General features: G+C 62.8%; 21 protein-coding genes and 2 pseudogenes. 8 read left to right on the top strand and 15 right to left on the bottom strand.

The features are described 5' to 3' along the window. Positions 1-10: 10 nt before the first annotated feature. Genes FJ938_RS10475 through FJ938_RS10465 form a run of 3 tightly spaced genes read left to right on the top strand, consistent with a single transcriptional unit; the run spans position 11 to position 4,807 of the window. Positions 11-1,303, top strand: coding sequence for a pitrilysin family protein (locus tag FJ938_RS10475; RefSeq protein WP_140693409.1), 1,293 nt, complete (start codon positions 11-13; stop codon positions 1,301-1,303). 15 nt (positions 1,304-1,318) lie between these two features. Continuing rightward, a complete protein-coding gene (locus FJ938_RS10470; protein WP_140610066.1) occupies positions 1,319-1,915 on the top strand; it encodes a GNAT family protein in 597 nt (198 codons plus the stop codon). A gap of 3 nt (positions 1,916-1,918) precedes the next feature. Beyond that, the gene (locus FJ938_RS10465; protein ID WP_140610067.1) at positions 1,919-4,807 is read left to right on the top strand and encodes an EAL domain-containing protein; all 2,889 of its coding nucleotides are present in this window, start codon (positions 1,919-1,921) and stop codon (positions 4,805-4,807) included. Between the two features lie 8 nt (positions 4,808-4,815). Here the strand turns inward: FJ938_RS10465 and FJ938_RS10460 are convergent, their stop codons facing one another. Continuing rightward, a complete protein-coding gene (locus FJ938_RS10460) occupies positions 4,816-5,424 on the bottom strand; it encodes a YqgE/AlgH family protein (RefSeq protein ID WP_140693406.1) in 609 nt (202 codons plus the stop codon). A gap of 171 nt (positions 5,425-5,595) precedes the next feature. Between FJ938_RS10460 and FJ938_RS10455 the strand changes: the two genes are divergently transcribed. From FJ938_RS10455 to FJ938_RS10445, 3 genes are all read left to right on the top strand, one after another. Beyond that, complete coding sequence (locus FJ938_RS10455; RefSeq protein WP_140693404.1) at positions 5,596-6,402, top strand: protein-disulfide reductase DsbD domain-containing protein; 807 nt, start codon at positions 5,596-5,598, stop codon at positions 6,400-6,402. Positions 6,403-6,475: 73 nt separating this feature from the next. Then, on the top strand, positions 6,476-6,958 hold the full coding sequence (locus FJ938_RS10450) for a peroxiredoxin (RefSeq protein ID WP_140693402.1): 483 nt from the start codon (positions 6,476-6,478) through the stop codon (positions 6,956-6,958). Positions 6,959-7,051: 93 nt separating this feature from the next. After that, complete coding sequence (locus FJ938_RS10445) at positions 7,052-7,528, top strand: DUF2938 domain-containing protein (protein WP_140693400.1); 477 nt, start codon at positions 7,052-7,054, stop codon at positions 7,526-7,528. Positions 7,529-7,725: 197 nt separating this feature from the next. Here FJ938_RS10445 and rnhA read toward each other — a convergent pair whose 3' ends face one another. The 12 genes and pseudogenes from rnhA to coxB all read right to left on the bottom strand — a co-directional run bounded on the left by rnhA (position 7,726) and on the right by coxB (position 16,916). After that, positions 7,726-8,259, bottom strand: a complete 534-nt coding sequence (rnhA, locus tag FJ938_RS10440) for a ribonuclease HI (RefSeq protein WP_140693398.1) — start codon at positions 8,257-8,259, stop codon at positions 7,726-7,728. Further along, the gene (locus FJ938_RS10435) at positions 8,256-9,218 is read right to left on the bottom strand and encodes a homoserine kinase (protein ID WP_140693396.1); all 963 of its coding nucleotides are present in this window, start codon (positions 9,216-9,218) and stop codon (positions 8,256-8,258) included. The genes rnhA and FJ938_RS10435 overlap by 4 nt, the downstream gene beginning before the upstream one ends. Positions 9,219-9,223: 5 nt before the next feature. Beyond that, on the bottom strand, positions 9,224-10,234 hold the full coding sequence (gene ispH, locus FJ938_RS10430) for a 4-hydroxy-3-methylbut-2-enyl diphosphate reductase (RefSeq protein ID WP_140693393.1): 1,011 nt from the start codon (positions 10,232-10,234) through the stop codon (positions 9,224-9,226). 87 nt (positions 10,235-10,321) lie between these two features. Next, positions 10,322-11,077, bottom strand: coding sequence for an SURF1 family protein (locus FJ938_RS10425; RefSeq protein ID WP_181169055.1), 756 nt, complete (start codon positions 11,075-11,077; stop codon positions 10,322-10,324). After that, positions 11,074-11,460 (bottom strand): DUF983 domain-containing protein, encoded by a 387-nt coding sequence (locus tag FJ938_RS10420; RefSeq protein ID WP_140610075.1) that lies wholly within the window; start codon positions 11,458-11,460, stop codon positions 11,074-11,076. Before FJ938_RS10420 ends, FJ938_RS10425 begins: the two co-directional genes overlap by 4 nt. Positions 11,461-11,462: 2 nt before the next feature. Then, a pseudogene (locus FJ938_RS29400) lies at positions 11,463-11,591 on the bottom strand (L,D-transpeptidase family protein); the annotation flags it as partial. Positions 11,592-11,665: 74 nt separating this feature from the next. Further along, a complete protein-coding gene (locus FJ938_RS10415) occupies positions 11,666-12,547 on the bottom strand; it encodes a cytochrome c oxidase subunit 3 (RefSeq protein ID WP_140693391.1) in 882 nt (293 codons plus the stop codon). Position 12,548: 1 nt separating this feature from the next. Next, positions 12,549-13,181, bottom strand: a complete 633-nt coding sequence (locus tag FJ938_RS10410) for a cytochrome c oxidase assembly protein (protein ID WP_140693389.1) — start codon at positions 13,179-13,181, stop codon at positions 12,549-12,551. Then, positions 13,181-13,342 (bottom strand): hypothetical protein, encoded by a 162-nt coding sequence (locus FJ938_RS10405; protein ID WP_140610078.1) that lies wholly within the window; start codon positions 13,340-13,342, stop codon positions 13,181-13,183. Before FJ938_RS10405 ends, FJ938_RS10410 begins: the two co-directional genes overlap by 1 nt. 2 nt (positions 13,343-13,344) lie before the next feature. Beyond that, on the bottom strand, positions 13,345-14,289 hold the full coding sequence (locus FJ938_RS10400; RefSeq protein ID WP_140693387.1) for a heme o synthase: 945 nt from the start codon (positions 14,287-14,289) through the stop codon (positions 13,345-13,347). Positions 14,290-14,359: 70 nt separating this feature from the next. Further along, positions 14,360-16,012: a cytochrome c oxidase subunit I gene (ctaD, locus tag FJ938_RS10395; RefSeq protein WP_140610080.1), complete on the bottom strand. Its 1,653-nt coding sequence runs from the start codon at positions 16,010-16,012 to the stop codon at positions 14,360-14,362. A gap of 37 nt (positions 16,013-16,049) precedes the next feature. After that, the gene (gene coxB, locus FJ938_RS10390) at positions 16,050-16,916 is read right to left on the bottom strand and encodes a cytochrome c oxidase subunit II (RefSeq protein ID WP_140693385.1); all 867 of its coding nucleotides are present in this window, start codon (positions 16,914-16,916) and stop codon (positions 16,050-16,052) included. 376 nt (positions 16,917-17,292) lie between these two features. Between coxB and FJ938_RS10385 the strand changes: the two genes are divergently transcribed. Both FJ938_RS10385 and tldD read left to right on the top strand, forming a co-directional pair. Then, positions 17,293-17,883, top strand: a complete 591-nt coding sequence (locus tag FJ938_RS10385; protein ID WP_140610082.1) for an invasion associated locus B family protein — start codon at positions 17,293-17,295, stop codon at positions 17,881-17,883. Positions 17,884-18,049: 166 nt separating this feature from the next. Continuing rightward, a complete protein-coding gene (gene tldD / locus FJ938_RS10380) occupies positions 18,050-19,462 on the top strand; it encodes a metalloprotease TldD (protein ID WP_140693383.1) in 1,413 nt (470 codons plus the stop codon). Between the two features lie 157 nt (positions 19,463-19,619). Here tldD and FJ938_RS29870 read toward each other — a convergent pair whose 3' ends face one another. Continuing rightward, the gene (locus tag FJ938_RS29870) at positions 19,620-19,766 is read right to left on the bottom strand and encodes a hypothetical protein (RefSeq protein WP_226890577.1); all 147 of its coding nucleotides are present in this window, start codon (positions 19,764-19,766) and stop codon (positions 19,620-19,622) included. Positions 19,767-20,130: 364 nt separating this feature from the next. Continuing rightward, positions 20,131-21,383 (bottom strand): annotated as a pseudogene (locus tag FJ938_RS10370) (peptidase C14 caspase catalytic subunit p20); the annotation flags it as partial.

Below are 21,383 nucleotides of genomic sequence, written 5' to 3'. Positions count from 1 at the left end.
TAAGAGCCATATGGGTGTTGAGGTAAGCCGTCTGTCGAACGGCCTGACAGTCGCCACCGAAACCCTTCCAAGTATCGAATCGGTTGCCCTTGGTGCCTGGGTCAAGTCCGGCGCCCGCAATGAGCGTGATGAAGAGCATGGCATGGCCCATCTGCTCGAGCACATGGCGTTCAAGGGCACGAAGCGGCGAAGCGCCTTCGAAATCGCCTCGGAAATCGAGGATGTCGGCGGTGAGATCAACGCCGCCACCAGCGTCGAGACCACCTCCTACTACGCAAGGGTGCTGTCCGACGATGTGCCGCTGGCCGTCGACATTCTTGCCGACATCCTGCAGGAATCCGAATTCGACCCGCAGGAGCTCGAACGCGAGCAGCATGTCATCCTGCAGGAGATCGGCGCCGCACACGATACGCCCGACGATATCGTCTTCGACCGTTTCACCGAGACAGCCTTTCGCCACCAGACCATCGGCCGGTCGATCCTGGGCACGCCGGAAACGGTGAAATCCTTCACCTCAAAGCAGTTGCACGATTTCATCGAGCGCCAATATGGCGCCGAGCGGATGGTGATCGTGGCTGCCGGCGACATCAAGCACGACAAATTCGTGCGCGAGGTCGAAAAGCAGCTCAGCGGCTTCCGCAGCAAGGCCGACAGTACCATCCCGCAATACGCGCAGTATGTCGGCGGCGACTTCCGCGAGGACCGCGACCTGATGGACGCGCAGATCGTGCTGGGCTTCGAGGGCCGCGCCTATCATGTGCGCGACTTCTACGCCTCGCAGGTGCTGTCGATGATCCTCGGCGGCGGCATGTCATCGCGCCTGTTCCAGGAAGTTCGCGAGAAGCGCGGCCTGTGCTACTCCGTCTATGCCTTCCACTGGGGCTTTTCCGACACAGGCATTTTCGGCGTCCATGCCGCGACAGGCCAGAGCGACATCGCCGAACTCGTGCCTGTCGTCATCGACGAACTGCAGAAGGCCGGCGAAAGCATCCTGCAGGAAGAACTCGACCGGGCGCGCGCGCAATATCGCGCCGGACTGATCATGTCCGCCGAAAGCCCGGCCAGCCGCGCCTCGCAGATCGCGCGCCAACTGCTTTTGTTCGGCCGCCCGATCGCCAAGGAAGAACTGATGGAGCGGCTGTCGGCACTGACGGTCGAAAGGTTGACCGACCTGTCGGCGCGGATGTTCTCGACCAAGCCGACGCTTACCGCTGTCGGGCCCGTGGGTACGCTGGCACCATACGAGGCGATCCTCGATTCGCTTCCAGGTACGCAGACCACGGCCCGCAGGCTCGCCGTCTAAGTCCGCACAAGCGCCGTGTTCGCGCTCCCTTTCTTTCGCCGTGACCTGCCGGCACTAAAGGGCAATCTCGTCACATTGCGCGTGCCATTCACCAATGACTACCGTGAATGGTCGATGCTGCGCGGCGAAAGCCGTACCTTCCTGGAGCCGTGGGAGCCACGCTGGACGCCTGACGAGCTCGACCGCACGGCGTGGCGCCTGCGCATCAGCCGCTACCGCGAAGACTATGCGCAGGGCACCGCGATCGCCTTCTTCATCTTCGAGAAATCGAGCGGCAAGCTGGCGGGCGGCATCACGCTCGGCAACATACGCCACGGTGTCTCGCAAAGCGGCCATGTCGGCTACTGGATCGGCGAGCGTTTCGGCGGCCGCGGCCTGATGACCGACGCGGTCAAGGTGGTGGCCCGCTTCTCCTTCGATACGCTGAGGTTGCACCGGATCGAAGCCGCCTGTATTCCCGACAATATCAGGTCGATCCGCGTGCTTGAAAAAGCCGGATTCCGGCGCGAAGGACTTCTGCGATCCTATCTCAGGATCAACGGCACCTGGCAGGACCACTACCTCTACGCCCGGATCGCTGACGATCCGCCGGGCGCTGGAACGAAGGACTGATTTTTGACGAATTTCCTGCGAAACGGGCCGCTCTTCGCCTTTGTCCTCGCGGCAATCCTGACGCTGTGCGCGGCTTCGTCGGCCTTTGCCGTCGAACCGATCAAGATTGCCCGCGACGATGTCGCGCTCGACCTCTCAGGCGCTGTCGAGATCTACCGCAACCAGGGTGAGAACTTCCAGGTGTCGACCGCGCCCGGGCCGGACGGCATCGTGCGGCGCATCGAGGTCGAGGCCAACGATGCCCGTTCGACCGGCGACTGGGCGGTCTTCGCGCTCGCCAACACCACCGACCAGCAGCTTGACCGGCTGATCGTCGCGCCGCATTTCCGGCTGGTGAATTCCGGCATCTTCTGGCCTGATCTCGGCTCGACACGCATCGCCGCCATCACGCCCAGCGAAGGCTTCGCGCTAGACCGCCAGACCAGCCCCGACGCCGACGTGTTCCGGGTAACGCTGAATCCCGGCACGGTGATCACCTTTATCGCCGAACTCGCCTCGCCGAAGCTGCCCCAAGTCTATCTGTGGGACCCGGAGTCCTACAAGGACTCAGTCAATTCCTACACGCTGTTTCGCGGCATTGTCATCGGCATTGCCGGCCTTCTGGCGCTGTTCCTGACCATCCTGTTCGTGGTCAAGGGCACCTCGATGTTCCCAGCGACGGCGGCGCTCGCCTGGGCGGTGCTTGCCTATATCTGCGTCGATTTCGGTTTCCTCAACAAGATCATCGAAATCTCGCCCGGCAATGAGCAGATGTGGCGAGCGGGAACGGAGGTGGCGCTGGCGGGCACCTTCGTGGTGTTCCTGTTCGCCTATCTCAACCTCAACCGATGGCACGGCCACTTCAGCTATGGCGCGCTGGTCTGGATACTGGGGCTGCTGCTGATCGCCGGCGTCGCCATTGTCGACCCGGCGGTCGCCGCCGGCATCGCCAGATTGTCCTTCGCGGCCACCGCGCTGACAGGGCTGGGCCTGATCATCTTCCTCGGCATACGCGGCTATGACCGCGCCATCATGCTGGTGCCCAGTTGGGTCATGGTGCTGTTGTGGCTATGTGGATCGTGGATGGCGATCACCGGTATGCTGGACAACGACATCGCCCAGCCGGCGCTCGGCGGTGGCTTGATCCTCATCATCCTGTTGATTGGCTTCACCGTCATGCAGCACGCCTTTGCCGGCGGCGCCCTGCACCAGGGCCTGTTCTCCGATCTTGAACGCCAGGCGCTGGCGGTCGCGGGATCAGGCGACACAGTGTGGGATTGGGACGTGCTGCGCGACCGCGTCGTCACCAAGCCTGATGTCAGCATCCAGCTCGGGCTGGCGCCCAACAGCCTGGGTGGTGCGGCGCGCAACTGGCTTCCGGTGCTGCATGCCGATGACCGCGACACGTTCCGCACGACGCTCGACGTGGTGCTGGAGCACCGCCGTGGCCGGGTGGCACAGAATTTCCGCCTGCGCGGCGCCGACGGGCATTATCATTGGTTCGCCTTACGGGCGCGCCCGGTGATCGGATCGGACGGCGAGGTCATCCGCTGCGTCGGCACCATGGTCGACGTCACCGAGCAGAAGAAGTCCGAGGAGCGGCTGCTGCACGACGCCGTGCACGACAATCTGACCGGCCTGCCGAATCGTGAATTGTTCATGAACCGGCTGGAGGCGATCATCTCGATCGCCCGCACCGAAGAGAAGGTGCGTCCGACCGTGTTCGTCATCGATATCGACCGCTTCAAGCAGGTCAATGACGGGCTCGGCATCTCGGCCGGCGACACCATCCTGCTCACCATAGCACGCCGGTTGCACCGGCTGCTGAAGCCGAAGGATTCGCTGTCGCGCTTCGCCGGCGACCAGTTCGCGCTGATGCTGCTGTCCGAACAGGACCCTGCCCGCATCGCCGGCGTGGCGGATGCCATCAAGCATGCGATCAACAACCCGATCACCTTTGCCAAGCGCGAGATCGTGCTGACTGCCTCGATCGGCCTGATCACCTGGACATCGGCCCAGAGCTCGGCCGAGGACATGGTCAAGGACGCCGAGCTTGCCATGCACCAGGCCAAGCGCTTCGGCGGCGACAGGATCGAGCCGTTCCGCCCGGCTTTCCGCACCGTCGGCACCGACCGGCTGCAGTTTGAATCCGATTTAAGGCGCGCCATCGAACGGCGCGAGTTCACGCTTGCCTACCAGCCGATCGTGCGCCTGGAAGACGGCAGCGTTGCCGGTTTCGAGGCGTTGCTGCGCTGGGATCATCCGCGCCGCGGCATGATCCCGCCTGCCGATTTTATTCCGGTCGCCGAAAGCTGCGGGCTGATCGTGCAGCTTGGGCTGTTCGCCATGCAGCAGGCGGCCGAGGATCTGGCGGGATGGCAAAAGCAGATCGGCGATGCGCCGCTGTCGGTTTCGGTCAACCTGTCCAGCCGCCAGCTCATTCGCCGCGACCTGGTCAGCGATGTCCGCTCCGTCATCGCGCGGGCCAATCTGAAGCCGCGCTGTTTTCGGCTCGAACTCACCGAGTCCCTGGTGATGGACAACCCCGAGCAGACCGCCCATGTGCTGACCAAGCTGAAGCAGCTCGGCATCGGCCTGTCGCTGGACGATTTCGGCACCGGCTATTCCTCGCTCGCTTACCTCACGCGTTTCCCCTTCGACACCATCAAGATCGACAAGAGTTTTGTCGACGACAACACGCCCAAGCGCGCCGTGCTGCTCAAGTCCATGGTCAACATGGCGCATGAGCTCGGCCTGTCGGTGGTCGCCGAGGGCATCGCCGACGAGCGCGATGCGCTGGAACTGCGCCAGATGGGCTGCGAATATGTGCAGAGCTTCATGTTCGGCGCGCCGATGCCCGGCGACCAGGTGCTGAGGACACTGAAAGAGCAGTACCCGCTGACGCAGGCGTGAGAAGAGGCTCAGGCGTGTCCGGCAGCGAGGCTGAGATGGGCGAGATCGATGCCGATCGAGGCAAGTATCCGATCGTATTTGCGCTCGATGTCGGCATCAAACAGAAGCTCGGGACTGGCCGGGCAGGTCAGCCAGCCATTCTCGGCGATCTCGGTTTCCAGCTGGCCGGCGCCCCAGCCCGAATAACCCAGCGCCATCAGCGCGTGACGGGGCCCGCGGCCGGACGAGATGGCGCGCAATATATCGACGGTCGCGGTCAGGCAGACGTCGTCGGAAACGGTCAGCGACGATTCCACGCGGTAGTCGCCCGAATGCAGCACGAAGCCCCGGCTGCGATCGACAGGGCCGCCATTGCGGACGACGAAATCGCGCGCTTGCGCCGGCAAGCGGATCGCCTCCTGCTCGTTCATAATGCCGAGTTGCACCAACAGATCCGGAAACAGCATCTGCTGGGTCTGGTTGATGATCAGGCCCATCGCGCCTTCATCGCTGTGCGCGCAGATATAAATGACCGACCGCGTAAAACGGTCGTCTTTCATGCCGGGCATGGCAATCAGGAACTGATCGTCGAGAAAGCCGCGGCCAGCGGTTGTCTTCTTGTGGCGCAACAAATCCATGACGGGAGGGTAACGTGTTTCCCGGGCGCCGAAAAGATGCGCAGCGCCGGATTCGACCAAAGCCCATGTTGCGAGGCCGGCAATGGCTTGTCCCTGAAGGTCACGCAAATATGATATCGGCAGAGCCATGAAATCATTGCACGGCCACGAACGGACGATCAAATCACTGCCATGCAAAGCATGAAAATCCTGCTGCTCGGCGCCGCCATCGGTTCGGCGACCGTCGTCCCCGCCTCCGCCTCCTCGTCCGCCTGGTACAACAGCGAGGGCGGCAAGGTGCGGCTGGTGACGAGCGGCAAGCCGGACGATGCCGGCCGTATCCAGGGTGTTCTCGACATAGCGCTCAAGCCCGGCTGGAAGACATACTGGCGCGACCCGGGCGACGCCGGCGTGCCACCGCAGCTCGATATCTCGGCCAGCACCAACATTGCCGATGCCACACTTGCGTTTCCGGCACCCCAACGCCACGACGACGGTTATGGCAAATGGGCCGGCTACAACTATCCGGTCTCACTGCCTGTCACATTCACGCTGGCGACGCCGAGCCAACCGGCCGTCATCGACGCCGACATCTTTCTCGGCATTTGTGAAACGATCTGTATCCCGGTGCAGACAAAGCTGACCGTCGACCCGGCTTCCGATCCGGACAATGCGGACGACGCGGCATTGGTGAAGGCGAGTTTCGCGGCTTTGCCGGCGCCGGCAAAGCCTGAGTTCGGCATCAATGTGCTGCCGGGCGATCACGAGACGCTGGTTGTCGAGGCGAGCTTTCCCGGTGACCCCGCGGCGGCGGATTTCTTCGTCGCCGGCGAGCGGAATTACATGTTCGGCGCTCCTTCCCGCCGGGAAAAGGACGGCAAGCTGATCTTCACCGTTCCGATCCTCGACCGCCCGTCGACGACGCCGACGGATGGCGGCCTGCACTATACGCTGACGAGTTCCGCGGGGGCCGTCGAAGGACTGCTACCTTTCCCTTGATGCTGCGGTTGCAGGAAGCCGCTGAGTTCGCTACGCAAGCACGCATCCCTTCCCATCCCCAAGCGAGGAACTCATGACCATTTCCGTCGGCGACAAGCTGCCCGAAGCGACCTTCAAGACGATGACCGCCGACGGCGCCAGGGCGATCACCTCGGCCGAGATTTTTCCGGGAAAAAAGGTGGTCTTGTTCGGCGTTCCCGGAGCCTTCACGCCGACCTGCAGCAACAACCATTTGCCCGGCTATCTCGAAAACCATGACGCCATCCTGGCGCGTGGCGTCGACACGATCGCCGTCGTTTCGGTCAACGACGTCCATGTCATGGGCGCCTGGGCGCGCTTCACCGGCGGTGAAGGCAAGATCCTGTTCCTCGCCGACGGCAATGGCGATTTCGCCAAGGCGGTCGGCCTCGACAACGACCTTTCGGCCGGCGGCATGGGGCTGCGCTCGAAGCGGTTTTCGATGATCATCGACGACGGCAAGGTCACCGCGCTCAATGTCGAGACCAAGCCGGGCGTCGACGAATCCGGAGCGGCTCATATTCTCGGACAGCTCTGAGCTTCAAGGGTCGCATCGGGCGAGGCCGCAATGGCCGCTCCTCGCCCGACAACCGCTTGCGCTCCAGAACTGCCGGTTTTCAGGGATCCAACGATGTTTGACATCTTCTGGCGCGCTGTCGCGATCGGCATCGGCGCCACCGTGCTGATGGATCTCTGGGCGCTCTTCCTCCACAAGGCGTTCGGCCAGCCACGGCCGAACTGGGGACCGGTCGGCCGCTGGGTCCGGCACCTCGGCGACAAGGTCTTTCACGACGATATCGGCGATGCGGCGCCCTATGCACATGAAGTGGCACTGGGCTGGGCCTTTCACTACTTCGTCGGCATTGTCTACGGCATCATCCTGGTCGTCGTGGCTGGAGCAGGCTGGCTTACCGCGCCGACTTTTCTGCCAGCCTTCATTCTTGGCGTCGTCACCGTCGGCGCCGGCTGGTTCCTGCTGGCGCCCGGCATGGGCGCCGGATGGGCAGCATCGAAGCGGCCCAACCCGATGCAGATCCGGGCGCTCAACCTGGTCTCGCACACGGTGTTCGCTCTTGGACTTTGGGGCACCGCGCTGCTGATCCGCTGAGGACTTAGAACTGCTCCAACCTGTCGATCGGCCACCACCCGTGGAGAACGCGAGGCGTGGCGATATCGAAGGCGAAGTGGTTGCCGCCGCCAGGCGGCTGATCCCTGTCGCGGCTTATCTGCTTGCCGCTCAGCGCAAGCAGCAAGGGTCGGCGTGGCAGAGGGCTTCCCGTCGATCGGAAGCCCCAAGGCTGGAACTCAGTAACTCTGCGTCGAGCGACGTGCCTTCGTCGTCGGCGGCTGTTTTGCCTGGACATCCGGCTTTGGCGCTGAAACCGCTGGCTTGAAGGAGCCCTTCTTGAACGGCGCCATGCCTTCCCTTGCCAATTCGTCGGCGCGCTCGTTCTCGGCGTGGCCGGCATGGCCCCTGACCCAGTTCCAGGTGACCTTGTGGCGTCTGTTGGCTTCGTCCAGCGCCTGCCACAGCTCACCGTTCTTGACCGGTTTCTTGTCGGCGGTCCTCCAGCCGTTCTTCTTCCAGCCATGGATCCACTTGGAAATGCCGTCCATGACATATTTGCTGTCGGTATGAAGCTCGACGGTGCAAGGCTCCTTGAGCGCGTTCAGGGCAGAGATGGCCGCCAGCAATTCCATGCGGTTGTTGGTCGTCTCGGCCTCGCCGCCGGAGAGCTCCTTGGTGGTGCCGTTGAAGCGCAGGATGGCGCCCCAGCCGCCGGGGCCAGGATTGCCCGAGCAGGCGCCGTCGGTGAAGATCTCAACCTGTTTGCTCATGCCAATCCATATTCCGAAGGAGATTTGATCGCCCGATGGAACCGCATCCTGCGGATATATTCCGTCGGATCGCGCTTCATCACCAGCCCGCCGTCTGGAACGGTCAGCCAGTCATAGAGGCGGGTCAGCATGAAGCGCAGCGCCGAACCGCGTGCCAGCATCGGCAGCGCCGCCTTCTCCTCGGCGCTCAGGGGCCGCACGCTCTGGTAGCTCTCGAGCAGTGCCTTGCCCTTGGTGAGATTGAAGGAAAAGTCCTTCTCGAAGCACCAGGCGTTGAGGCAGGTGGCGACGTCATAGGCGTAAAGGTCGTCGCAGGCGAAATAGAAGTCGATGAGGCCGGAGAGCTTTTCGCCCAGGAAAAAGACATTATCGGGGAAAAGATCGGCATGGATGATGCCTTTAGGGAGGTCTCTCGGCCAGTTGCGCTCGAAATCGGCGAAGTCGGCATCGACCTCGGCCGCCAGTCCCGGCTCGACTTCGTCGGCCCGGTCGCGGGACGCGTCCCACAGCTTGCGCCAGCCGTCTATGGCGAGAGCGTTGGGGCGGGTCATCGGAAAATCAGCACCGGCAAGGTGCAGGGCGGCCAGCGCCTTGCCGACTTCGGCGCAGTGCGTTGCCATCGGCCGGCGCAGCGAAAGCCCTTCCAGGAACGTGATGATGACGGCCGGACGGGCGGCCAGCGTGCCGATGACGCTGCCGTCATGCGCGGTCACCGGCAGCGGACAGGACACCCCCTTGTTGGCGAGGTGACCCATCAGCCCAAGGAAGAACGGCAGATCCGCCTTCTCGACGCGTTTCTCGTAGAGCGTCAGGATGTAGGAACCGCTGGAGGTGTGCAGCAGGAAGTTGGAGTTTTCCGTACCTTCGGCGATGCCCTTGTAGGACAGGAGATAGCCGACCGGGTAGCGCTTCAGGAAAGCGCCGAGTTCGCCCTCCGCAACGTCGGTATAGACCGCCATGTGCCTTACGCGGCCCCGTTGACGAAGGCCATGTCGGCCGGCGTCAGTTCGACATCGCGCAATACCCGCATGACCGGAAAATCCTCTGTTTCTGTGGCCGTGATGGCCAAGTCGATCGTGACATCGAAACGCTGGCGGAACGCGTCGATGATCTCGTCGACGATGATCTCCGGCGCCGATGCCCCTGCCGACAGGCCGAGCGTCGAAATGTTGCCGATGTCATTCCACGGAATTTCGGCGGCGCGCTGCACGAGAAGCGACATCGAAGCGCCGGCACGCTCCGCCACTTCGACAAGGCGACGCGAATTGGAGGAATTGGGGGCGCCGACGATCAGATAGAGATCGGCGCCGGCCGCTGTTTCCTTCACCGCCTCCTGGCGGTTGGTGGTGGCATAGCAGATCGATTCCGCCGCCGGCGCCTGCAGGTCTGGAAAACGGTCCTGCAGGGCGCGGATGATGCCGGCGGTGTCCTCGACCGACAGGGTGGTCTGGGTGACGAAGCCGAGCGCGTGCGGATCGGCGGGCTCAAGCCCGGCGGCATCGGCCTCGGTCTCGATCAGCGTTACCGCGCCCTCCGGCAACTGTCCCATGGTGCCGATCACCTCGGGATGTCCGGCATGGCCGATCAACAGCACGTGGCGGCCAAGCCGCTGATGGCGCATCGCCTGCTTGTGCACTTTCGAGACCAGCGGACAGGTGGCGTCGAGATAGAACAGATTGCGCGCCTGGGCATCCGCCGGCACCGATTTCGGCACGCCATGCGCGGAGAAGACGACCGGCGACTGCCGGTGTTCGGCCGGGATCTCGGAAAGCTCCTCGATGAAGACGGCGCCAAGGCTCTGCAGCCCCTCGACGACATAGCGGTTGTGCACGATCTCGTGGCGGACATAGACCGGCGCGCCATATTTCTTCAGCGCCAGCACGACAATCTGGATGGCGCGGTCAACGCCGGCGCAGAAACCGCGCGGCTGGCAGAGCCGGATCGTCAGAGGAGGTTTGGCGATTGTCTGAAGCATAAAATCCTGACCGGTTCGTCAGCGCCGAAATGAGGTGCCTACCCCTGCCCTGTCAAGAGCATCGGCAGAAAGGGGCGTCGCTCGCGTTCAGTCCTCTTTCGCGGGTCGGCGAAGCCGCAGGACGAGCACGACGGCGAGCGCGGCAGCAAGCCCATACCAGGTGACAGCATATTGCAGATGGCTGTTCGGCAGATCGATGATGGTAACGCCGCCGATCGGCAGGCCGCCGGGATTCGGCGTCTTGTCGGCATCGATGAAGATCGGCACCAGCTTGAACCCGGCCAGCAGACCGGCGCTCGCCGCCATCACGTCCCGATCCTTCCAGTAAAAAATGTTCTTCGCCACGTCATTGTCGGGAAGCATCATCGAGGGCTTTCCCGGCAGCGGATTGCGGGCGAGCCCGGTGATGGTGACCCTGCCCGTCACCTGTCCCTGGGCGCGCTTGGCGGCGTCCTTGAGGTCGTAGGGTACGAAGCCGCGATTGACCAGGACGAAGCGGCCATCGTCGAGGGCGAGCGGGGTGTAGACGTTGAAGCCGGCGTCGCCTTCCCAGGTCGTGTAGAAATGCCGTTCGCCGGAATGCAGGAAAGTGCCGGAAACCGTCACCGGCGTGTAGTCGACGTCGCCGGTCGAGGCGAATTCCTTCTCGACATCGGCCAGCGGCAGCGGCGCGGAGTGGGTGCGCTGGTCGATGGTCTGCAGAAGGCCTTCCTTCCAGTGCAGGCGCTGCACCTGCCAGGTGCCGAGCGCCAGCAGGATGAGCAGCAGCGCAAGGCCAAGGCCGAGCAGCAATGCCGATCGCGGCCGCGAACGGCTACCGACTTTGACGGATGCCTCGCTCATTCGCCGCGGTCCAGCCGGCCTTCGGCCGCCTTGTTGGCATATTGCAGGGTGAGCAGGACGCCCTTGATCAATCGGAGCGCAGTCAGGCACAGCACCAGGGCTAGTGGGATCCAGATAAGCAGATGTAGCCAGAGCGGCGGGCTCAGCGTCACTTCGACCCAAAGCGCCAAGCCGACGATGATGAAGCCGATGATCAGGATGACGAAGACCGCGGGCCCGTCGCCGGCGTCAGCATAGGAATAGTCGAGGCCGCAATTGGCGCAGCGTTTTCCGACGGTGAGGAAGCCCGAAAACAGCCGCCCTTCGCCGCAGCGGGGACAGCGGCCGTGCAGGCCGGCCGAAATCGGATCGATCGGAGGCCAGATCGCCTTATCGTCACCCATGGTTACTTCTCGATCTCGATTGGTGTCCCATCGGCCACCATCGCCCAGATTTCGTCCATGTCGGAATCCCTAACGGCAATGCAGCCGTCGGTCCAGTCGACCAATTGAAGCAGCCACCCCCACCAGCCGAAACATTGCGCCGAAAAAGAGAAGGCGGCCACGTCGCCGCGGCCGCCTTCCCGAAATCTAAATCCTCAGGCCTGGATCAGTGGCCTTCGATCACCGCGCCGACCGATCCCCAGACGTAGATCGAGGCGAACAGGAACAGCCAGACCACGTCGACGAAGTGCCAGTACCAGGCGGCCGCTTCGAAGCCGAAATGCTGCTTGGGGGTGAAGTCGCCCCTCATTGCCCGGATCAGGCAGACCAGCAGGAAAATGGTGCCGATGATGACATGGAACCCATGGAAGCCGGTCGCCATGAAGAAGGTGGCGCCGTAGATGGAATCCTTGAAGCCGAACGGAGCGTGCATGTACTCGTAGGCCTGCACCATGGTGAAGAGCATGCCGAGGCCGACGGTCAGCACCAGACCGTTGATCAACCCCTTGCGGTCGCCGTGAAGCAGCGAATGGTGCGCCCAGGTGACCGTGGTGCCCGACAGCAGCAGGATGACGGTGTTGTAGAGCGGCAGATGGAAGGGATCGAGAACCTCCATGCCCTTCGGCGGCCAGACACCACCGGTAAACGTGTGGCGCGCGTAGTTCTGTGCCTCACCGGCAAAAAGGCTGGCATCGAAATAGGCCCAGAACCAGGCGACGAAGAACATCACCTCCGAAGCGATGAACATGATCATGCCGTAGCGCAGGTGCAGCGACACGACGCGCGTGTGATGGCCCTCATGCGCTTCCTTGATCGTGTCCGACCACCAGGCGAACATGGTGTAGAGCACGATCACGATGCCGATGAAGAACAGCCACGGATTTGCGATGTTGAAGCCGAAGATCGGGAAGGAGCCGCCCTTCAGGTACTCCATAAGGCAGACACCACCGAAAGCGGTGACCAGCGCGCCGACCGATCCCAGGAAAGGCCACGGGCTCGGGTCGACGAGATGGTAGTCGTGGTGTGGTTTTGCGTGTGCGTCTGCCATATCAACCCCCGAGATTTCCTTCGGTATTTGAAATTGTGTTGCTATTGCCCTGGGCCGGCCCCGAGGAGGCGACCGGCTTGTTCTTCTCGACCGGGAACATCGTATAGGACAGAGTGATCGTCTTCACGTCCTTCAGTTCCGGCACATTCACGATATCGGGGTCCACGTAGAACAGGACCGGCATGTCAAGCGTCTCGCCTGGCTTCAGTGACGTATCAGTGAAGCAGAAGCACTCGACCTTGTTGAAATAGGGCCCTGCCAGTTCCGGCTGCACGTTGAAGGTGGCGCGGCCGGTGACGGGGCGGTCGAACTTGTTGGTCGCCCGATAATGCGCCTGTACCGTCTCGCCGATCTTCATGGTCATCGAGCGCTGGACCGGCTGGAACTCCCAGGGCACGCCGGCGATATTGGCGTCGAAGCGGACTGTGATCTCGCGGTCGAGCACGCGGCCGGCATACTGTTTCTCGACCCGTTGCGTCGTGCCGCCATAACCAGTCGCCTGGCAGAACATCTTGTAGAGCGGCACGGCCGCATAGGCCATGCCGATCATGCCGATGAAGAAGGCTAGGCAGACAGCCGCGACAATGCGGTTGCTGTTTTTCCCGGCCGTCTTTTTGGGCAACTCGATGCTCATCACATCGTGCCCGACAGATTGTGGCCGAACTTCACGATCGTCGCGATGTAGAAAATGACGACCAGCACCGCGAGCGCCACGCCGATGGCGATGGAACGGCTGCGCTGAGCCTTTTTCTGACGCTCGGTCAAGGTGACCGTTTCGAGCTTGTCTTCGGCCATGCTCATGCTCCACCAGCCGCGAGTACACGCCCGATGACGCTGTCGGCGAGATAGACGGCGAAAATGGCGAAGAGATAGAGCAGCGAATAGGCGAACAACGCCTTGGCCGGCTTCATCGCGCGATCGCTGTCGGGCATGCCAAGCACTTTCCAGGCATACCAGACAAAGCCTGCGCCCAGCAGCAGCGCGGCCACGCCATAGATCGCTGTCGTATAGCCGAGCAGCCACGGCAGCACACCGACCGGGGCCAGCACCAATGCGTAGGCGAAAATCTGACGGCGGGTCGATGCATGGCCGGCGACGTTCGGCATCATCGGGATGCCGGCGCGCCCATAGTCCTCGGACTTGAACAGGGCGAGCGCCCAGAAATGCGGCGGCGTCCACAGGAAGATGATCAGGAACAGGATGATGCTTTCGAGGCTGACCGACCCGGTCACGGCGGCCCAGCCGATGACCGGCGGGATCGCACCGGCCGCGCCGCCGATGACGATATTCTGCGGTGTCCAGCGCTTCAGCCACATCGTGTAGACGACAGCATAGAAGAAGATGGTGAAGGCCAGCAGCGCCGCCGAGAGCCAGTTGACCAGCACGCCGAGCGTCATCACCGACAGCACCGACAGCACCAGACCGAAGCTCAGCGCCTCGTGTGGCTGGATGCGGCCGGACGGCACCGGACGGCTGGCCGTCCTGGTCATCACCGCGTCGATGTCGGCGTCGTACCACATGTTGAGCGCGCCCGAGGCGCCGGCACCGATGGCGATCGACAGGATGGCGATCACCGCAAGCAGCGGGTTGATGGTCACGGGCGCCGCGACCAACCCGACAAAGGCGGTGAACACCACCAGCGACATGACGCGCGGCTTCAGCAGGGCGAAGAAATCGCCCGCCGTGGCTTCCGACATGCGGAAGCCCGCTTCGTCAATGCTGGTTTCGTCGACTAGGGCCATGCGTACTCAATTCCATCCGTTTGGCCGAAACCGCCGGTTAACCGGCGGTTTCGATTCCGAGACTGCCGCCTTACTTGATCTTCGGCAGCTGCTCCCACTGGTGGAACGGCGGCGGCGAAGGCAGCTGCCATTCGAGCGTGGTGGCACCCTCACCCCATGGGTTGGCACCGGCGATCCGCTTCTTCTGGAAGGCTTCGAACACGCCATAGAGGAAGATCGCGACACCGACGGCCGAAATGTACGAACCGTAGGACGACACCATATTCCAGCCCGCAAACGCGTCCGGATAGTCGATGGTGCGGCGCGGCATGCCGGCGAGGCCGAGGAAGTGCTGCGGGAAGAAGATCAGGTTCACGCCGACGAACATCACCCAGAAATGGGTGTTGGCGATGACCGGCGAGTACATGTAGCCGGTCATCTTCGGGAACCAGTAGTACCAGCCGGCGAAGATGGCGAACACCGCGCCCAGCGACAGCACGTAGTGGAAGTGGGCGATGACGAAATAGGTGTCATGCAGCGAGCGGTCGAGGCCTGCATTGGCCAGTTGCACGCCGGTGACGCCACCAATGGTGAACAGGAAGATGAAGCCCAGCGCCCACAGCATCGGCGGCTTGAACGAGATCGACCCACCCCACATCGTCGCGATCCAGGAAAAGATCTTCACGCCTGTGGGCACCGCGATAACCATGGTGGCAAAGACGAAGTAGCGCTGCGTGTCGAGCGACAGGCCGGTCGTGTACATGTGGTGCGCCCAGACGATGAAGCCGACGGCGCCGATCGCGACCATGGCGTAAGCCATGCCGAGATAACCGAACACCGGCTTCCTCGAGAAGGTCGACACGATATGGCTGATGATGCCGAAACCCGGCAGGATCAGGATGTACACTTCCGGATGGCCGAAGAACCAGAACAGGTGCTGGAACAGGATCGGATCGCCGCCACCATCGGGAGCGAAGAAGGTGGTGCCGAAATTGCGGTCGGTGAGCAGCATGGTGATGCCGCCGGCCAGAACCGGCAGGGACAGCAGGAGCAGGAAGGCAGTGACCAGCACCGACCATGCAAACAGCGGCATCTTGTGCAGCGTCATGCCGGGAGCGCGCATATTGAAGATGGTGGTGATGAAGTTGATGGCACCGAGAATCGAGGACGCGCCGGCGATGTGGATCGACAGGATCGCCAGATCCATCGCCGGTCCAGGCTGGCCCGAGGTCGAAAGCGGCGGATAGAGCGTCCAGCCGCCGCCGACGCCGTAGGCGCCCGGCGCGCTCGGCATGAACATCGAGGTGAGCAGCAGGATGAAGGCAGGCGGCAGCAGCCAGAAAGAGATGTTGTTCATGCGCGGGAACGCCATGTCGGGAGCACCGATCATGATCGGCACCATCCAGTTGGCGAAACCGCCGATCAGCGCCGGCATGACCATGAAGAAGATCATGATCAGCGCATGCGCGGTGGCAAAGGCGTTGTACATGCTCTTGCCGCCATCGATCGCCGCGTCACCGTTCATGCCGTAGACCATCTGCGCAAGACCGCTGAAGATCTGGATGCCCGGCTCCTGCAGTTCCATGCGGATGGCAACCGACAGTGCGCCACCGATGATGCCGGCTATGATCGCGAAGATCAGGTAGAGCGTACCGATGTCCTTGTGGTTGGTCGAATAAACCCAGCGCACCCAACCGTGATAAGGCTTGTGGTCGTGCCCGTCGTGAGCTGCAGCGTCTGCCATGTTCCGCTCCGTTCCCTGATCTTTCCTGGCCGCGGCATCAATTGCCGGCGGCCGCTACCTTGTTGTGGCCATCGACCTCGGCCATCAGCGTCTTGTTGGCGCCGGGCAGATCGGTCTTGGCCGCAGCCAGCCAGGTCTTGAACTGCGCGTCCGAGACGACACGAATGGCGATCGGCATGAAGGCGTGATCCTTGCCGCAGAGCTGCGAGCACTGGCCATAATAGAGGCCTTCCTTCTCCGCCTTGAACCAGGTCTCGTTGGTGCGACCGGGAATGGCGTCGATCTTGATGCCGAAGGAAGGCATGGCAAAGGAATGGATCACGTCGGTCGCGGTGACGAGCACGCGGGTCATCGTGTTGACCGGCACCACCAGTTCATTGTCGACGGCGAGCAGACGCGGATAAACCGTGCGGTCTTCCTTGCCGGCTTTGGCGCGGTCGCCGTCCTGGAGGATGGCCGAATTGAAGGCGAGCGTGTTGTCGGTCTGATATTCGTAGTCCCAGTTCCACTGGTTGCCGGTCGCCTTCACGGTCAGCTTGGCCTCCTCCGGCGGCGTATACTGCGCGGTCAGAAGCTGAAACGAGGGAATGGCGAGACAAAGCAGGACCACGACGGGGCCGACGGTCCAGATGACCTCGATCAGCGTGTTATGGCTGGTCTTGGACGGAATCGGGTTCACGCTCGCGCGGAATTTCACGATGCAATAGATAAGGAGGAACAGCACCAGGACGGTGATCGGGATGATGAACCACATCGTGTAGTTTCCAAACCACTCGATCTGCCGCATCATGTCGGTCGCAGGCGCCTGGAAGCCCGTCTCCCACGCCTTGGGCTGGTCCGCATGAGCGGATCCGCAGGCGAGGAACGTGGCAGCAGCACCGGTGCTTGCTAGGAATTTTCTCATCGCCCTCTTCGTCTCCCAGTCTCTCACGGCTGTGCCCGCAAGAATAACGAACAATGCCGGGACGGGAATCCCGGACAGTCTCAAGGTGGTTCAAACCATACTCTTTTTCCCTCCGCAAGAAAGGAGCGGAGGAAACTGTGCGGCATTTTTGCGCGCAAGCCGGCACGGCTCTTCCGGGGCGGCGGCAATGGCGGCGAATCGCGTATGTCCGGCAGGCCGCTGCCTCATGCCGGCCGGGCGCGCGAAGCGTCGTAATTCAGGCGAATTTGGCAGGAAAAAGCGCTCTATTGCCTGTATCGGGACAGTTCGGCCGCGGTCTCGTCCTTTACTTGGCATTGGCGCGGCTTAAAGTGCCGTGATTCGCAATGGAGCCGTCATGAACTCTTGGCTTTCAAGACTTGGGCACCCAAGACTGGGGCACACAAGACTGGGGCATACGAGACCGGGGCTTTCGAGCCCTTTGGTCAAGGCCATGCTTGTTGCCGCCCTGTCCGCGGCCGGTCTGTTCGTGGCCGGTCAGGCCAATGCCGCCCAGCCGAGCGGCACGGTGCGCTCGACGCATGGCGCCTGGTCGATCATCTGCGACACGCCCGCCGGCGCCACCTCGGAACAATGCGTGATGATGCAGAACGTCGTTGCCGAGGACCGTCCGGAGATGGGGCTGTCGGTCGTCGTGCTGCGCACCGCCGACAACAAGGCCGAGATTCTGCGCGTGCTGGCGCCGCTCGGCGTGCTGTTGCCCAACGGGCTCGGCCTCAATGTCGACGGCAAGGACATTGGCCGCGCCTATTTCGTGCGCTGTTTCCAGGATGGATGCTATGCCGAGGTCATCCTCGAAAAGCCGCTGCTCGACACGCTGAAGACCGGCACGTCGGCAACGTTCATCGTCTTCCAGACGCCAGAAGAAGGCATCGGCATTCCCGTCGACCTGAAGGGTTTTGCCGAAGGCTTCGCGGCGCTGCCCTGATTCCGCCCCTGGCGCAAAGCCCGATCCTGACGCGATTTTGCCGCAACGAAGCCGGACTTGTGTCGGCTGGCCGCTGCCATTCGTCGAGCCCGATCTTCATTGCAGATTGTGCAGGCGCATCTTCGCGCCTACATCGTGGAAACAATTCTTTCCACGGATGGACGCCATGAACAGCCTGATCGGCCAATTTGACATTTCAGATGATCGCATCAAGCAGATCGTCGCCGACACCATCAATGGCGCCGACGACGGCGAGCTTTTCCTCGAATACAGCGAAAGCGAAGCGCTGATGTTCGACAATGGCCGGCTCAAGACCGCCAACTTCAATACGGATCAGGGGTTTGGTCTTCGCGCCGTCGCCAGCGAAGCCAGCGGCTATGCCCATTCGAGCGATCTGTCCGAGGCCTCGCTGCTGCGCGCGGCCGATGCCGTCTCGACCGTCAAGGGTGGCTACTCCGGGACACTTGCCGCCGCGCCCGCCCGCACCAATCGCCATCTCTACGGCGACGAGAACCCGATCCCCTCACCCTCCTTCGAGGCCAAGGCAAAGCTGCTGCAGGAAATCGACGCCTGGCTGCGCGCGGAGGATCCGCGCGTGCGCCAGGTGACCGCCTCGCTCGCCGCGTCCTGGCAGCATGTCGAGATCGTGCGCGCCGACGGCCAGATGGTTCGCGATATCAGGCCTCTGGTCCGTATCAACGTCTCCGTCGTGGTCGGAGATGGCGACCGCCAGGAAAGCGGCTCCTACGGCATGGGTGGGCGCAAGGCCTTTGGCGATTTCCTGATCGAGGACAGTTGGAAGCATGCCGCCAGGGAGGCGCTCCGGCAGGCTCTGGTCAATCTCGCGGCGGTTCCTGCCCCGGCCGGCACGTTCGACATCGTGCTGTCCAGCGGCTGGCCGGGCGTCATGCTGCATGAGGCTGTCGGGCACGGGCTGGAAGGCGATTTCAATCGCAAGAAAACCTCGGCCTTCGCCGGCCTGATGGGACAGCAGGTCGCCGCCAAGGGCGTCACCGTGGTCGACGACGGCACCATCCCCGAGCGGCGCGGTTCGCTCACCGTCGACGACGAAGGCACGCCGTCGGCCCGCAACGTGCTGATCGAGGACGGCAAGCTGGTCGGCTACATGCAGGACCGGCAGAACGCACGGCTGATGGGCATGAAGGCCACCGGCAACGGCCGGCGCGAAGGCTATGCGCACCAGCCGATGCCGCGCATGACCAACACCTACATGACGGCAGGCGACATGGAGCCGGACGAGATCATCGCATCGGTCAAGAACGGCATCTACGCGGTCTCCTTCGGCGGCGGTCAGGTCGACATCACTTCAGGCAAGTTCGTGTTCGGCTGCACCGAGGCCTACATGATCGAGAACGGCAAGGTGACGCAGCCGATCAAGGGCGCGATGCTGATCGGCAACGGGCCCGATGCCATGCATCGCGTTTCGATGGTCGGCAACGACATGCAGCTCGACAATGGCATCGGCATGTGCGGCAAGGCTGGCCAGGGGGTTCCGGTCGGCGTCGGTCAGCCGCATCTGCGCATGAACCAGATGACGGTGGGCGGCACCCGGGTTTGAGGCCCGGCTTGTTCCGGTACTATCGCCTCTTCTGCGGCTTTTGAAGTGGTTCAGGTTTGAAGTGGTCCAGGACAGAGAACCGCTTCACCTCCAGAATTGCTGCCAGCCTCTCCAAGCAGGGCAGCTGGCAGCATAACACGCCGCGGACAGCCGAAGATCAGCTGGCTTTGCCGCCGTTCTTCTTGCAGTCGGCCCGGAACTTCGCGCGCACCTTTCCGTGCAGCTTCTTGGTATCCGCAAGCGCGGAACATTGCTTCGAAATCGCCGTTTGCTGCGGCGTCATGGCAGGCGCAGCCTTCTTCATGGGCGCCGTCGTAGTGGTGGCCGGCGCCGTCGTGGTCGCCGCTTTCGTCGCCGCCGCGGCGGCTCCCGTCGCAATGAACCCTGCCAGGGCGACAGACGTCAGAACGCTTGCAATCCTCATTATGCTCACTCCTTTTTTGACCCCCTGCACTGATTGGGTAACAGCGAGCCGGGGCACTGCGCAATCTTGGCAGCGGCCTACCACGCAGATGTGATCTGTTCGCGGGTTGCCGCCGTGGCCTCGCCATGTTTGCTGCCAGCCCGGCACAGCCCGTGTCATCTCACACAACGCGACCAGCGAGGCGTTTCGAGCCTTGTCTTATGCCTGTCGCGATCCAAGCCGGGCCCCCTCTGGACGATATGCACTATTGCTTGCAAGCAGGCTCATTAGGGTGCCCGCAAGACGGCTTCTTGACAGCTGGCGGCTGCTGCGGCCTTGGCTGCGCTTGCGGCTGCCGGTGCACCTCTTGCATCTGCTGCTTCGGCGGCCTTGGCTGCGCTTGCGGCTGCCGGCGCATCTCTTGCATCTGCTGCTTCGGCTGGGCGTGGAACTCCGGCCTCTGCGGCTTGGGCTGACCCTGCACCTTCAGCTGCGGATTGCCATTGTTAACCTTGAATTTCTGCTGGACGTCGCCACCACCGCTTCCATTGGCGGGCAGCCTGTGGAATTTGGGACCGCTGCCATCGACCTGGGCCCCATTGGCCTGGCCATTCGTCTGGCCACCGCCCTGATTGTGAAGCTTCCTGAACTTGCCGTTGGGCGAGGTCTGGCCTGAATTCTGGCCCTTGAGTGCCGAGGGGTTGTTCGTCCCATTCGCCACAGGCGTGCCATTGGCACCCGGGGCCCTGCGGAACTTGCCATTCTTGCCTGTTTCGTTCTGGCCAGTACTGTTCTGGCCCTGCCCATTGGCCCGGTTTTGCCCATTAACCGCAGGGTTGCCGGCTACGGCGTTTCCACCCGCCGTGCCCGGCTTGTTCAAGAGCTTCCTGGACTTGCTGTTGGGCAGGTTCGGGTTGTTGGGCAGGTTCTGTCCATTCACCACAGCGTTGCCGGTCACGGCGTTTCCACCTGCCGTGCCCTGCTTGTTCAAGAGCTTCCTGGATTTGTTGTTTGGCAGGTTCGGGTTGGGCAGATTCTGTCCATTCAGCACCGGCCTGCCATTGACGAGCGGGAGCGTCTTGCCGTCGGCGCCGGGCAAGGCATGACCTGTCAGCCTGTCGGCAGGCAATGTCTTCGACAGCGGCGTGGAACCGCCTGGCTGCCGGCTGCCCCGCCCTGGCTTCACTGGCAGGCCGCCGGGGTTCTGCTTGGCGAGCGTGGCTTCCTTCTTCTGCAGGACAGCCGGCAGCGCCACCTTGGTCGCCAGCGCGGCCGCACCCAAGCCCACGGCGCCGGCGGTCAGCTTCTGGCCGGTGGTGAGGCCGCCGCCTTGATTGTTGTTCTCGTTGATCGTCGTGTTGTTGATGATCGTGGTGTTGTGGATGTTGTTGAAGATGACGTCGTTCGGCGGCGGGTAGATGTCCCTCGGTGGGTTCACCCAGGCCTGCAAGGTCACTAAGGCCGGCGTCGGCAGGACGAAGATGCCGATGGGGGGCGGCGGAGGCGGAAGCACGACGA

Source organism: Mesorhizobium sp. B2-4-14 (assembly GCF_006442155.1).
Lineage (GTDB): Bacteria > Pseudomonadota > Alphaproteobacteria > Rhizobiales > Rhizobiaceae > Mesorhizobium.
The sequence above is the reverse complement of the archived record's forward strand: the minus strand, read 5'-3'. Positions and strand labels throughout refer to the sequence as shown.

What these genes read in the sequence shown, in the direction of transcription:
- rnhA (WP_140693398.1), bottom strand. Translation starts at nt 8,259, where the DNA reads ATGAGCAAACAGGTTGAGATCTTCACCGACGGCGCCTGCTCGGGCAAT.
- ispH (WP_140693393.1), bottom strand. Translation starts at nt 10,234, where the DNA reads ATGCTTCAGACAATCGCCAAACCTCCTCTGACGATCCGGCTCTGCCAG.
- FJ938_RS10475 (WP_140693409.1), top strand. Translation starts at nt 11, where the DNA reads ATGGGTGTTGAGGTAAGCCGTCTGTCGAACGGCCTGACAGTCGCCACC.
- ctaD (WP_140610080.1), bottom strand. Translation starts at nt 16,012, where the DNA reads ATGGCAGACGCTGCAGCTCACGACGGGCACGACCACAAGCCTTATCAC.
- tldD (WP_140693383.1), top strand. Translation starts at nt 18,050, where the DNA reads ATGAACAGCCTGATCGGCCAATTTGACATTTCAGATGATCGCATCAAG.
- FJ938_RS10415 (WP_140693391.1), bottom strand. Translation starts at nt 12,547, where the DNA reads ATGGCAGACGCACACGCAAAACCACACCACGACTACCATCTCGTCGAC.
- FJ938_RS10400 (WP_140693387.1), bottom strand. Translation starts at nt 14,289, where the DNA reads ATGGCCCTAGTCGACGAAACCAGCATTGACGAAGCGGGCTTCCGCATG.
- FJ938_RS10435 (WP_140693396.1), bottom strand. Translation starts at nt 9,218, where the DNA reads ATGGCGGTCTATACCGACGTTGCGGAGGGCGAACTCGGCGCTTTCCTG.
- FJ938_RS10445 (WP_140693400.1), top strand. Translation starts at nt 7,052, where the DNA reads ATGTTTGACATCTTCTGGCGCGCTGTCGCGATCGGCATCGGCGCCACC.
- FJ938_RS10405 (WP_140610078.1), bottom strand. Translation starts at nt 13,342, where the DNA reads ATGGCCGAAGACAAGCTCGAAACGGTCACCTTGACCGAGCGTCAGAAA.
- FJ938_RS10460 (WP_140693406.1), bottom strand. Translation starts at nt 5,424, where the DNA reads ATGGATTTGTTGCGCCACAAGAAGACAACCGCTGGCCGCGGCTTTCTC.
- FJ938_RS10420 (WP_140610075.1), bottom strand. Translation starts at nt 11,460, where the DNA reads ATGGGTGACGATAAGGCGATCTGGCCTCCGATCGATCCGATTTCGGCC.
- FJ938_RS10455 (WP_140693404.1), top strand. Translation starts at nt 5,596, where the DNA reads ATGCAAAGCATGAAAATCCTGCTGCTCGGCGCCGCCATCGGTTCGGCG.
- FJ938_RS10425 (WP_181169055.1), bottom strand. Translation starts at nt 11,077, where the DNA reads ATGAGCGAGGCATCCGTCAAAGTCGGTAGCCGTTCGCGGCCGCGATCG.
- FJ938_RS10410 (WP_140693389.1), bottom strand. Translation starts at nt 13,181, where the DNA reads ATGAGCATCGAGTTGCCCAAAAAGACGGCCGGGAAAAACAGCAACCGC.
- FJ938_RS10450 (WP_140693402.1), top strand. Translation starts at nt 6,476, where the DNA reads ATGACCATTTCCGTCGGCGACAAGCTGCCCGAAGCGACCTTCAAGACG.
- FJ938_RS29870 (WP_226890577.1), bottom strand. Translation starts at nt 19,766, where the DNA reads ATGAAGAAGGCTGCGCCTGCCATGACGCCGCAGCAAACGGCGATTTCG.
- FJ938_RS10385 (WP_140610082.1), top strand. Translation starts at nt 17,293, where the DNA reads ATGAACTCTTGGCTTTCAAGACTTGGGCACCCAAGACTGGGGCACACA.
- coxB (WP_140693385.1), bottom strand. Translation starts at nt 16,916, where the DNA reads ATGAGAAAATTCCTAGCAAGCACCGGTGCTGCTGCCACGTTCCTCGCC.